This window comes from Shewanella sp. W3-18-1, from assembly GCF_000015185.1.
Taxonomy (GTDB): Bacteria; Pseudomonadota; Gammaproteobacteria; order Enterobacterales; family Shewanellaceae; genus Shewanella; species Shewanella putrefaciens.
Genome location: NC_008750.1, coordinates 3834361 through 3847072, shown reverse-complemented (window position 1 = coordinate 3847072; position 12712 = coordinate 3834361). Strand labels below are relative to the sequence as shown.

General features: G+C 40.0%; 12 protein-coding genes. 9 read left to right on the top strand and 3 right to left on the bottom strand.

What is annotated here, in order from left to right; all coding sequences use genetic code 11:
- Window positions 1-3 precede the first annotated feature (3 nt).
- The 4 genes from SPUTW3181_RS17490 to kdsA all read left to right on the top strand — a co-directional run bounded on the left by SPUTW3181_RS17490 (window position 4) and on the right by kdsA (window position 3501).
- Window positions 4-399, top strand: coding sequence for a SirB2 family protein (locus tag SPUTW3181_RS17490; RefSeq protein WP_011790625.1), 396 nt, complete (start codon window positions 4-6; stop codon window positions 397-399).
- On the top strand, window positions 399-1187 hold the full coding sequence (locus SPUTW3181_RS17485; RefSeq protein ID WP_011790624.1) for a tetratricopeptide repeat protein: 789 nt from the start codon (window positions 399-401) through the stop codon (window positions 1185-1187). Before SPUTW3181_RS17490 ends, SPUTW3181_RS17485 begins: the two co-directional genes overlap by 1 nt.
- A gap of 162 nt (window positions 1188-1349) precedes the next feature.
- Window positions 1350-2597 carry a DUF819 domain-containing protein gene (locus tag SPUTW3181_RS17480; protein WP_011790623.1) on the top strand — a complete coding sequence of 416 codons (1248 nt, stop codon included), beginning with the start codon at window positions 1350-1352 and terminating at the stop codon, window positions 2595-2597.
- Between the two features lie 55 nt (window positions 2598-2652).
- On the top strand, window positions 2653-3501 hold the full coding sequence (gene kdsA / locus SPUTW3181_RS17475) for a 3-deoxy-8-phosphooctulonate synthase (RefSeq protein WP_011790622.1): 849 nt from the start codon (window positions 2653-2655) through the stop codon (window positions 3499-3501).
- 213 nt (window positions 3502-3714) lie between these two features.
- Here the strand turns inward: kdsA and SPUTW3181_RS17470 are convergent, their stop codons facing one another.
- Window positions 3715-4536, bottom strand: coding sequence for a flavocytochrome c (locus SPUTW3181_RS17470; RefSeq protein WP_227498166.1), 822 nt, complete (start codon window positions 4534-4536; stop codon window positions 3715-3717).
- A gap of 90 nt (window positions 4537-4626) precedes the next feature.
- Here SPUTW3181_RS17470 and SPUTW3181_RS17465 point away from each other — a divergent pair, with 90 nt between their 5' ends.
- Window positions 4627-6000, top strand: a complete 1374-nt coding sequence (locus tag SPUTW3181_RS17465; protein WP_011789101.1) for an IS4-like element ISSpu9 family transposase — start codon at window positions 4627-4629, stop codon at window positions 5998-6000.
- Here SPUTW3181_RS17465 and SPUTW3181_RS17460 read toward each other — a convergent pair whose 3' ends face one another.
- Window positions 6001-6987: an FAD-dependent oxidoreductase gene (locus tag SPUTW3181_RS17460; protein WP_227498121.1), complete on the bottom strand. Its 987-nt coding sequence runs from the start codon at window positions 6985-6987 to the stop codon at window positions 6001-6003.
- Window positions 6988-7211: 224 nt separating this feature from the next.
- Here SPUTW3181_RS17460 and SPUTW3181_RS17455 point away from each other — a divergent pair, with 224 nt between their 5' ends.
- The 4 genes from SPUTW3181_RS17455 (at window position 7212) to SPUTW3181_RS17440 (ending at window position 12169) form a co-directional block, all read left to right on the top strand.
- A complete protein-coding gene (locus tag SPUTW3181_RS17455) occupies window positions 7212-8240 on the top strand; it encodes a porin (RefSeq protein ID WP_011790621.1) in 1029 nt (342 codons plus the stop codon).
- Between the two features lie 147 nt (window positions 8241-8387).
- The gene (locus tag SPUTW3181_RS17450; RefSeq protein ID WP_229781425.1) at window positions 8388-9260 is read left to right on the top strand and encodes a LysR family transcriptional regulator; all 873 of its coding nucleotides are present in this window, start codon (window positions 8388-8390) and stop codon (window positions 9258-9260) included.
- A 22-nt stretch (window positions 9261-9282) separates the two neighbouring features.
- Complete coding sequence (locus tag SPUTW3181_RS17445; RefSeq protein WP_011790619.1) at window positions 9283-10509, top strand: DUF819 domain-containing protein; 1227 nt, start codon at window positions 9283-9285, stop codon at window positions 10507-10509.
- Between the two features lie 115 nt (window positions 10510-10624).
- Window positions 10625-12169, top strand: coding sequence for a cyclic diguanylate phosphodiesterase (locus tag SPUTW3181_RS17440; protein ID WP_011790618.1), 1545 nt, complete (start codon window positions 10625-10627; stop codon window positions 12167-12169).
- 34 nt (window positions 12170-12203) lie between these two features.
- Here SPUTW3181_RS17440 and SPUTW3181_RS17435 read toward each other — a convergent pair whose 3' ends face one another.
- Window positions 12204-12542 (bottom strand): P-II family nitrogen regulator, encoded by a 339-nt coding sequence (locus SPUTW3181_RS17435; RefSeq protein WP_014609932.1) that lies wholly within the window; start codon window positions 12540-12542, stop codon window positions 12204-12206.
- Window positions 12543-12712 lie beyond the last annotated feature (170 nt).

The following is a 12712-nucleotide window of genomic DNA, read 5'->3' as shown; positions in this document are numbered from 1 at the left end:
GAAATGGAAACTTTTTACAGTCTATATCCTGCGGTTAAGCATCTGCATTTTACCTTTATCGCGTTGAGCGTGCTGTTTTTCACTGTTCGTTTTGTGTTGCATTTACGTCAGTCTGCATTGATGGATAAGAAGTTCATTAAGATTGCCCCCCATGTGATCGACACTTTCTTACTGCTTTCTGGCTTAACCTTGTGCTTTATGATCAAACAATATCCTTTTGTGGATCCTTGGATGACCGAAAAAATCGGTGCCGTTGTGGCTTATATTGCGCTAGGTGTGATTGCGATAAAAGCGAATAGGAATAAACTTTTCAAAGTGTTTGCCTTCCTCGGTGCTATAGGTTGGTTGGTCTATGCCGCCAAATTGGCGCATTTTAAACAAGCGGTATTATTGGGTTAATGGGTAAATATACACTTCAAGATGGTATTTCATTGCCTGAGTCGGCTTTGGATGTAGGTGCTCACCTTGGCTTTTCGAACCTTAAAGCGGCTAAGTGGGCGTGGTTTGAATTGGCAGGAGCGGTATTAAGTCATTACTTAGTTAATCAGCAGCAACGTTTAAATGCGCTATTACATTGGTTTTATCAAGACCTCGGTTTTTGTGCCCGCGACAATTACTTTAGTGTTGAAGCTGCAGATTTAGGTACTTGCCTTATTAGCAAGCAGGGTAACAGTACAACGCTTGCTACCGTATTGATGTTACTAGCAAAACAACTCGATTTAGAGCTTGAATTGTTGTTGCTCCCGGGTAATAGCGTGTTGCGTAGTAAAATTGCTGGCGAGGTGCGTTATTTTGATCCGCTAACAGGGAATGAGCTGACTCGCCACCAATTACACGTATTAGTGCGCGGTGAGTTAGGTAATGCGGCGCAGTTAAAGCCAAGCTATTTTAAAGCCGCTTCGGTGAAAAAACTTATTACCCGTATGCTGCATGAACTAAAAGCGGGTTGTATTGTTTCTCACCAATTTGAGGCAGCATTGGAATGCTGTAACTTGCTTTTGCAATGGCATCCAGATGATGTGCACTTAAATCGTGAGCGCGCTTTCATTGCCCAGCAATTAGGCTGCATTAATGTGGCGGTGGCTGATTTACAGCACTTTGTTGATAATAGTCCACACGATCCTGTGGTTGAAATTGTGAAGATGCAGCTTAAAGAACTTAATGAGCACGCAGAGATTTATCATTAAAAGAAGAGCCTCTCGGGGCTCTTCTTGTTTATTCAATGGTACGACTCAATCAAATCAGCAAAAAAATAATAACATTGGGCAACTGGAAGTTTGTCCAAGGACTTAAAGGTTAAGTCTCTAATATAAATAAAATAATTACTGTATTAACAGGGAGAAATTAGCATGACAGGCACGGCATTAGTTACCAATGACGCGGTGGCACTCGGGATACTTGCAACTATTTTAGGTTTTGTTTTTTATACCAGCAGTAGTCACCATCCCTTTTGGCAAAAGTTTTACCGTTTTATTCCTGCGTTATTATTGTGCTACTTCCTGCCATCACTGTTAAATACCTTTGGGGTAATCGATGGGCACACATCGCAATTGTACTTTGTTGCATCCCGTTATTTACTACCCGCTTGTTTAGTATTACTTATTTTAAGTGTTGATTTAAAAGCTATTTTAGGTCTTGGCCCTAAGGCCGTGATCATGTTTTTAACCGGGACTATTGGCATTGTGATCGGCGGACCGATAGCCTTACTTATGGTATCTGTGATTGAACCTTCTTTAATCGGTGTCGATGGCCCCGATGCGGTATGGCGCGGTATGACAACGCTTGCGGGGAGCTGGATTGGCGGCGGTGCAAACCAAGCAGCAATGAAAGAAATCTATGAAGTGGGCGGTAATATTTTTTCAGTGATGGTGACAGTCGATGTGATTGTGGCCAATATTTGGATGGCAGTATTGCTGTTTATGGCCTCAAAAGCTAAAGAGATAGATGCCAAAACAGGGGCGGATACGTCGGCTATTGAAGCATTAAAAAATAAAGTCGAAAAATATCATGCTGAAAATGCGCGAATTCCTAATCTTCGGGATTTGATGCTCATTGTCGCCGTTGGGTTTGGTATTACGGGTGTCGCCCATATTGCGGCTGATTTTCTGGGGCCATTCTTCGAAGCCAACTATCCGTGGACCGAGGATTACAGCTTAACGTCTAAATTCTTCTGGCTAGTAGTGATAGTCACAACGATTGGGTTAGCGATGTCCTTTAGCCCTGTGCGTCATTTAGAGGCGGCTGGCGCATCGAAAGTGGCATCGGCTTTCCTCTATATCTTAGTGGCGACCATTGGTCTGCATATGGATGTGAGTAAAGTACTTGATACACCACTGTATTTTCTAGTGGGTATTATTTGGATGGTAGTGCATGCGGGCTTTATGTTATTAGTGGCTAAGTTAATTAAGGCTCCCTTGTTTTATATGGCTGTTGGTAGCCAAGCCAACGTTGGGGGCGCAGCATCGGCGCCTGTTGTTGCGGCGGCATTTCATCCCGCATTAGCGCCAGTGGGCGTATTATTAGCCGTATTTGGGTATGTGTTAGGCACCTATATGGCTTGGATTTGTGGTCAACTTTTACAGTTGGTTGCCGCATAGATCGATATTCAGTTTATTGCTGGGCAGGGGTCCAGTATTTTAGAGAGAAATTGCGATGAGTAATAAAATCATAAACCTAGGTTCAATCGAAATTGCAAACGATAAACCTTTTGTGTTGTTTGGTGGCATGAACGTGCTTGAGTCTCGTGATCTCGCGATGTCGATTGCTGAAACTTATGCCGAAGTCACCCAAAAATTGGGGATCCCCTATGTATTTAAGGCCTCCTTTGATAAGGCGAATCGCTCTTCTGTCAATTCTTACCGTGGTCCAGGTATGGAGGAGGGGTTAAAGATTTTTGAAGAAATCAAAAAAACCTTCAATCTGCCATTGATCACCGACGTACATGAAACCTATCAGTGCGCACCCGTTGCTGAAGTGGTTGATATTATTCAGTTGCCAGCATTCCTTGCCCGTCAAACCGATTTGGTTGTGGCAATGGCAAAAACGGGTGCCATCATTAACGTGAAAAAACCGCAGTTTTTAGCACCTCACGAGATGCGCCATATCATTACTAAATTTAATGAAGCGGGTAATGACGAAATCATCCTCTGTGAGCGTGGCTCATGTTTTGGTTACAACAACTTAGTTGTTGATATGCTGGGTATGGATGAGATGAAGCAGTCGGGTTATCCAGTGATTTTCGATGCAACCCATGCACTGCAACGCCCTGGTGGTCGTAGTGACTCTGCGGGTGGCCGCCGTGCCCAAGCGACTGAATTAGCTCGCAGCGGTATGGCACTTGGTTTGGCAGGTTTGTTTATTGAAGCCCACCCTGATCCAGATAATGCTAAGTGTGATGGCCCATGTGCGCTACCTTTGCACCAGTTAGAAAATTATCTGAAGCAAATGAAAGCCATTGATGATCTCGTTAAATCCTTCGAGCCAATCGATACAAGTAAGTAAGGATAAAAAAGAGAGGTTGAATAAACCTCTCAAGCATAGCAGGGGAGCTTTTATGGCTCGGGCAAGAAATAAATTGCCAATATTTACGATGAAAAAGACGAAGGATAGTAAGCCGTTATTCAGATAGAATTCGAATAACTCCAGCTAAATAAGTGCATCTCTGAATAGATAAAATGAGAGACCTTAAGTGGGTCTCCCATTTTATTCTCACTACTATTTTTGGGTTAGTGCGTGTTTTGCCGCATTTGTCCCTGCGATTTTGCCGAAAATCACAGTATCAGCTACAGCATTACCACCTAGTCGGTTATACCCATGAACGCCACCGGTAACCTCACCAGCAGCAAATAAACCTTTAAGCGGTTGGCTTTGTATATCAAGCACCTCTGCTTTCGTATCAATGGCTACCCCGCCCATAGTATGGTGGATGCCGGGCGCAACTTTTACGGCATAGTAGGGGGCTTTTTCTATTGATAGTGGCATTTGTTCACGATTAAATGCCTCATCCTTACCCTGTTTGAAATAACTGTTGTAGTTTGTGATCGTTTTTTCCAAAACACTTGAAGTCATCCCCGTTATTTTTGCAAGCTCTGCAACGGTATTGGCTTTTTCAAGCATTTCTAAATGATCATACCCCTGAACCATTTTGGCTTTTTTATATAATTCATTATCAAATACTAACCAAGCATATTGTTCAGGCTGCTTTAAGATGGCATCAGAGGCTTTATCGCGGGTTGTTAATTCATTGATAAAGCGGTTGCCATCTTTATTTACCATTATGGCACCGACACCTCGAACCGTTTCTGAAATTAATATCCGGCTATCTTTCCCTACCGTTGGATGTGTTTGGATCCAATCAATGTCAGTCATACTTGCACCGACTGCTTTAGCCAGTTCAATACCATCTCCTGTTGAAGTAATATTGTTCGAGCTTGTCATACCTTTAAATGTAGGGCGATAAAAAGCAATCATCTCTTTGTTAAACCCATAGCCGCCAGTGGCTAAAACCACCGACTTAGCTGCCTGTCTTTTATACAGAAGTCCCTCATATGATATGAGGGATTTTTTTTGAACTAAATTCTTGGCTCACGATCAGATCTTTAACGGCTTTAATTGAGGCTCCCTGAGATGATAAAAGGCAATAATGATTGGGCTGAAGAACAATTTGGTCATGCTAAACTTGGTGACCCAAGAAGAACGGCTAGGCTCGTAAAAATGGCGTCAGACTTAGCTCAGCATCCCGGTAAGTCGGTAGTAAAATCGTCACCTTCACCAGCAAGTATGGAGGGCGCTTACCGGTTTATTCGAAACGATAATGTATCAGCAGACGATATTGCTGAAGCCGGTTTTCGTGCGACAGTCAATCAAGCCCACCGTTACCCCCTCCTTCTCGCTATTGAAGATACAACCACCTTAAGCTACAAGCATCGCTCTATTCGAGCGGACTTAGGACATGTCAACCAAGGTAATCGTTATCGAGGTCTGCTTGCCCATAGTATTTTGTTGTTTGCTCCTGAAACTCTTGACGTTGTTGGATTGATTGAACAACACAGATGGACCAGAGACATCAAGACTCGAGGTATCCGCCGTGAGAATTTAAAACGACCTTACGAAGAAAAAGAAGGTTATAAATGGGAAAGTGCATCACGTAATATGGCTGCACGTCTAGGAACCGCGATGGCTAACGTGATATCGGTTTGTGATCGTGAAGCCGACATCTACGATTATCTCCTTTACAAGATAGCGAACCAACAACGTTTTGTTGTGCGGTCAATGATGAGTCGTCATATAGAAGAAGGTTCAGATAAGCTTTATCATTTTGCATCAGAGCTTAACAGTGTGAAACAACGCCAAATCCAGATAGCTCAAAGGGGCGGTCGTAAAGCTCGAGAAGTCACGCTGGATGTTAAATATGCGGCAGTAACGTTAAAAACCCCGGCTAACAAAAAAGGCTCCCCCATTTCTCTGAACTATGTGGGTTGCTCCGAAGTCGGTGATGAAGAGAAGACGCTCAATTGGCATATTCTGACCAATGAGCCAGTAAACAGTGCCGAAGATGCTTTAAAAATTATCGGTTATTACGAGAAGCGCTGGCTGATTGAGGAGTATCATAAGGTCTGGAAAAGTGAAGGGACCGGAGTTGAAGACCTTCGAGTACAGAGCAAAGATAACTTAGATAGATTAGCGACTATTTATGCCTTTTTAGCGGTAAGGATCTTCCAATTGAAATTTGCCAATGAGCAAATCAAAGACATTAGCAGTGAGAAAATCTTGTCACCAAGAGCGTGGAAGTTACTTTGGCTTAAAAGAATAAAGACGCCACCTCCAGAGGAAGTACCCACTGCAAAATGGGCATATGAGCACCTGGCAAGGCTTGGTGGTTGGAAAGACAGTAAAAGAAATGGAAGAGCATCAGTAAAGACGCTCTGGGAAGGATGGCTCAAATTGCAAGCAATCCTTGAGGGTTACGAACTTGCTCTGTCTCTTGAACAGGACTTGTGATCAAGAGACAGCCGACTTAGCTGCAACCATATAGTGGCCTGAATGTTTACCATGGACGACAACACCCACAATTCTTTGTTCATCATCAACAACTAACTTGACCACTTTAGAATTGAGTCTTGTATCAACACCTTCTTTATCGGATGCTTTTCTAAGTACATCGATAATATGTGGACCAACACTTAAACCACCCGATGGACGATGTGTTCTATCGACTCTGGCGCCACCAGAACGCTTTAAATCGTCCATATTGGCGCCTAAAGATTCTAACCATTTAATGCCATCAGCAGATTGTTCCGCTAAGATTTGTACCAATTTAGGATCGTTAGCATATCGACCGCCTTTCATTGTATCTTCGACATACCATTCGATTTTATCATCGACCTTATGGTCTTTTTGCTGAGCCGTCCCGACGGCATTATACCCGCCTGCGGCGAGCATAGAGTTGCCACCACTAAATGGCGCTTTATCGAGTAATATAACGTTAGCACCCGCCTTTTTAGCTGCAATTGCAGCATTAAATCCAGCGCTACCCGCCCCAACAACAATCACATCCGTTGTTTCTTTCGGGCCTGCAGCAATCGCTTTATTTATAGCCTCATTATCCCAACCTTTGTCCCATGGCTCCTTGGATTTTGCTTTATTAAAAGGCATGTCGAGCCCTTTAAATGAATGGCATTCGTTGCAATATAATTTGGGTTGTTCATGTCCTTTATGACAAGACGTACAATTAATATCGCCTAAATGTGAAGAGTGTGGATCAATTTCAAGTTTAGGATTTGCTAGTTTTTCATAATCACCATGGCAGGATTTACATTGTTTATTTTCAAATGTTTCACTGTCACTTACCTTATTGGGTGCTGTATGGCATGTTTTACAGCCATTGATATCTTTATGAAATGATGCTAAATCATTTTTATTATCTGCAGCCCATGACGAAGCTGTTAACATTGAACATATAAAGATGCTCAAATATTTTATTTTCATGCATTTCTCCAAATGTGTTTTTATCAGTTTTATATAATGATAGTGATATCTCATTATTAAATAGTGATGTCGCGCAATGAATCGCGGTTGTTAAGTATAATTTAATGGTAGTTAAATTATATTTAACTATGTGATTTTGTTGGTTAGTTGTGATCTAAGGTGGAGATGTATTGATTTAAAGCATTAATATGGCATTGCTTTTATATTCTAAAAAGGTGATGTCAATGAAGAATGCTAAATATATTTATCTTGGTGCAGTTTTAATTTGTTCAACTCAAACATTAGCTGAGCCATTAGACTTTTATGGACGCTTATGGCTGGGTGTTGCAAATTCAAGTAATGGTCTATCTGGTAATGAAAAGGTTGATGGCTTTTCTCTTGAAAATTATGCTTCATATTTAGGTGTTAAAGGAGAATATGCTGCATATGATAACTTTAGCTTGTTATATAAATTTGAAGCAGGAATAGAAAGTTTTGATAACGATGACTCCAATATTTTTAAACCTAGAAATGCTTACTTAGGTTTTAAAACTAACTATGGGTCAGCCGTTTTTGGTCGAAATGATACTGTTTTTAAAAGTGCTGAAGGGAAAGTGGATTTATTTAATATTACCTCTAGCGATATGAATATGATCATTGCGGGTAACGATAGATTAGGTGACTCCGTAACATTAAACAGCGCTAAAGTCGTTGGTGTGACTATGGGGATTAGTTACGTTTTTGATAAGGACTTTAATCAAAAAAATCCAGAACTATCTGATAAACAAAACAATTACGCGGTAAGTTTCACTGTAGGGGATGCGTCGCTTAAAAATAAAAATCATTATGTTTCAATTGCATATGCTGATGGTTTGAATTTACTAGAGGCAACAAGATTGGTAGGCGGACTTTCCGTCGCATCGATAAAATTCGGCGCTATGTATCAGCACTCAGAGTCGAGTCTGTATGACAATATTAAAGGGAACTCCTATCTATTAAGTATGAGTGTTCCAATTGATAAATATGATATAAAGCTGCAGTATCTAAAAGATGATGCCGGGCTTGGTAAAATTACAAAAAATGCTGGAGCAGATCTAAAAACACTAAAAGAGAGTGATGCAAGTCAATATTCACTCGGGGTTGATTTTAAGGCCCAGAAGGATTTGACATTTGGTGTAGGTATCTCCTATTTTGATGGTGATTATACCGATGCCAAAGGGCATACTGAGTTCGATGATACTCTCATTTTTGTATCTACAAGATATTTGTTTTAATTATCTATAGATAAAGCGGCTATAATCGCCGCTTTATTAAAATTAGATATTTATCATGTTAATTATCTAATGTTTTAAACTATTATACTGCAAGTAAACTGATTTCCCCTCGTGGAGCATATGATGCGGATAACATTAAGACAATTGATGATCTTTAAAGCTATACATTCTGAGAGGCAGATCTCAAAAGCAGCAAAAGTGCTTCATATGTCAACACCTGCTGTCAGTATGGCACTTAAAGAATTAGAAAGTTCTTTAGGTTGCAGGTTATTTGAGCGGGTGTCGGGTGGTTTGGTTGTTAATGCCCATGGAGAAATTATATTACCTTATGCAAATGAAATGCTCTGTAAAGGGAAGGAGTTGGAAAATATATTCTCATTTCCTGAGCACGGGATTAAGGGAACCTTAACTATTGGAAGTAGTAAAACGGCTGGTAATTATGTTTTATCTAGGAAAATTCCTTTATTTAAAAGCCAATATCCAGATGTAAAAATAAAATTGGTTGTTGATAATAGTTTAGTTATTGAGAAGATGGTCTCTGAAAGAGAACTCGATTTAGGTTTTATAGATGCCAAACCAGCGAGTAAAAATCTTATTTGTGATCACTGGTTGCAAGATAATCTTTGTATTGTGAGTGGTGCGACTCATCCCGCAGCTAGTGATGTAAATACAAAGGCATGGCTAAGTGAACAATTATGGATATTCGACCATGAAGCATCGCTTTCTCGAATTCGGGCAATACAGTTATTAAAAAGTTTAAATATTCATGTCCGTGATGAAATTTGCATGTCGACAATTGGCGCGATTAAGAGAGCCATTGGGACTGGTATAGGGTTGAGTGTACTGCCTATGCTAGCTATTGATGCTGAATTAGCTCGGAAGGATCTTACTTTATTATCTGTTGATGGATGGGATTATAAACGGACTTATTGGTCAATTCAGCGAGAAGGTGAAGAATTGTCTGCACTGAGCATGAGTTTTTTAGCTTTTAGCAAGCAATCATATAATCATCTTAGCTAATCATTCTACTAGGTGAACTATTTTGCTTTCATCGGATCTTGAAATAGGATTTTTTTTAGCACTTTTACTCGTTGGTATTTTTTATACTCATTCATCCTCCATCAAGTTTTTTAACATTTTATATCGTATTTTTCCTTTAATGTTAATCTCTTACATTTTACCCACTATTTTTAGTTCACTAAATATTATTGATGCTAGTAATAGTCAGCTCACCGAAATAGCAAAAACACATTTTATGCCCAGTTGCTTGTTTTTATTGATTTTAAGTACCGATTTCTTTGCTTTAACCTTAGTGGGCAGAAAACTGCTAGGTATGTATGTGTTAGGTGCGGTAAGTATCTGCATTGGTGGTCCATTAAGTTTATGGTTTGGCGCAGTATTTTTTCCTGATGAACTCCTTTGGCAAGGGGATAATGCAGCGTGGAAAGGTATGTCAACACTGATGGCCAACTGGCTTGGTGGAACCGCGAATCAATTAGCGATCAAAGAAATTCACCATGTAGGTGATGCAGTCTTTGCAGTAATGATGGCAATTAATGTTCTTTTTTCTGGTTTATGGATGGTTATATTACTTTTTATTGCAGAACGCCAAGATAAAATTGATGATTTACTGAAGGCTGATAAAAGTTTTAGACCGATATTTTGTCATGATCTCAAGCCTAAAGTGATGCCTAAGCTAACTCGTTATTATTGGATATTGATATTGCTGAGTGTCTTTTTGATGGTGATGTTCCTTACCAATAATTTATCCTCTTTTCTTGCTAAAACCATTGCTGACCATCTTCCTGCTTTATTTAAGTATAATCTCACTTCTGATTTTTTTTGGTCAGTGTTAATTGCCACTTTCTTAGGTTTGTTATTTTCATTAACAAATGCAAGGCATGTATTAGTCAATGAAACTCGGCATCTCGCACTTTTTTTTATTTATATCATGATTATGTTGATGGGATTGAATTTTGATATTAGTGCATTGAGTGCAGCGCCATATTATGTTTGTATTGGGTTTGTTTGGTTTTTTATACATATTATTATTTTGTTTATTTTTACTGTTTTTTTTCGTTTACCTATTATGTACTTAGCAATTGCAAGCCAGTGTAATATTGGTGGGGCAGCTTCTGCGCCTGTTGTGGCGAGTGCCTTTCACCCAAGGTTAGCATCTGCTGCGGTATTGATGGCTGTTTGGGGTTACACTTGGGCTTCTTTATTGGCTTGGTATGTTGGCTTTTTAATGCAGTCTATTCAACCTTAATGTAATGATTAATAGAAAATATTTTTATTGTAATTAGGGTGATGTGTTTGAATATTTGCAACATTCATGTTTAGTATACAAATGGTTACAACAATCATATAAGGGATTTGCTAGGATGCTGACCCGTTTAAATTTACTACAAACTCAAATGCGCAATCTGATATCTGCCTATGACCTTTCGCCTAAGCATTGGGCGGTCATCTTGCTACTGCCTATCTTGCTTGCAATGGGGCTGAGTTATGCCACGACAAGCTATACGGTGCATAATAAGGCTCGGGATATTGGACATTTTAATTTAGAGCGTCTTCAAGATTTATTGAAGAAGTCAGATAGCATAAGTGAGTTTGCAATGACTCTTGGGGAGGGTGATTGCGCTAAGTTAAGTGAGTTTATGAGGTTTAGGCCTTATAACCGAGGTGTATTATTATTTAATGAAAAGGCTTTTTATTGTTCATCTATCGTCGGTGATATCAATCTTCCTCTCAATTTTCTTCTACCAGAAGATAGATTAAAAGATTCAACTTATTACATAGTGCCTGAAACCCTTGCTCGCCCCGGTGTTCCAGCGGTGATGACTGTTTCAAAAGATGCTAAAACTCACCATGGCGCGATTGTGTTAATAGAAGGTCAGTATCTTATTGATAATTTTATTCAACCTGATGTTTTTCCGCGCCCAGTGAGTAATGTCGTGCTTGGATTACACGGGGCAACATTGCCAACAGAACCCAATTTTGGTGAGGGTGACGTTATTGCGGTGCCTGCTATCGATAATGATTTTGTGATGTTATTAGAAGTGCCTAGAGCGTTTTTTGAGCATTTTTTCTGGATTTATTTTGGTGTGTCATTACCGATTTTTTTTATTTTTATCCTTTTATTGTGTCTATTATTCTCACGGAAAAAACGTCGTCACTCCCTTGCTGACGATATCCGTAGTGGTATAGAAAATAAAGAATTTTTCTTGGTTTATCAACCTGTAATTTGTACCGAAGATGGAAAAGCCAAAGGGGTTGAAGCACTTGTTCGTTGGCAACATCCTCAAATGGGGTTAGTTCGACCTGATTTATTTATTCCTATCGCTGAAGATAGTCAGTTAATTGTGCCTTTGACCAATTACATTTTTGAAAAAGCCTTAGAAGACTTTGCCAATATGGAAGTTGAGGCTGGTTTTAGGATTGGTTTTAACGTGGCGCCAGAACATTTTGCTCAAGTGGATATTGAGTCGAAATTTATCCATTTACGGGATTCTCTCCAACGTATCGGTGTCACTCCACTGATTGAGATCACTGAGCGGCAACTCTTGACGCCAGATATCTGCCAGCGTATTGAGGGGTTACGGCAGTTAGGTATTCTCGTCGCGATTGATGACTTTGGTACAGGGCAGACAACCCTCTCTTTGCTGCAAACTATGCCCTTAGATTATCTAAAAATTGATAAGTGCTTTATCGACACAATAGGACAAGAGTCGGTAACATCCCATGTACTTGATACTATTATTGAACTTTCACATAAAATGCATTATGTGGTGGTTGCGGAAGGGGTTGAAACTCAAGATCAGGCAGATTATTTAACTAGCAGACAAGTACACTTTCTACAGGGGTATTTATTTGCAAAGCCTATGAAACTTGAGGAGTTAAAACGCTGGTTAGTCGAGCAGATCTAACCTAGTCGTGATTAAAAGTAACGCGTTGGAGTTATCATATTGCATCGGCACCTTCTTCTGAGGTGCGGATGCGTACTACTTGTTCAAGATCCGTCACAAAGATTTTTCCATCGCCTACTTTACCTGTATGCGCGGCTGTCATAATGGCTTCAATGACGGCGTCTTCCTGCTCAGTATGGATGGCCATTTCAAGTTTTATTTTAGGTAAAAAATCGACAGCGTATTCGGCACCACGATAGAGTTCTGTATGCCCCTTTTGACGACCAAAGCCGCGGACTTCAGTAACCGTCATGCCATTTATACCCAGTTGGGTTAGAGCTTCACGTACATCGTCTAATTTGAACGGTTTAATTATTGTGGTGACCAGTTTCAACGTTATTCTCCAACAAATAGCAGGGTTAATTTGCACGGTTATAGCAGAAATTAGGCCATAAAAACAAAGCATTCATTATCATCATGTTAATTTAGATGTACACAGTAACAATGTCATATTTGATATAAAATGGTGCTAAATTAAGTTGGTATGCTCCATATAGGTGCATT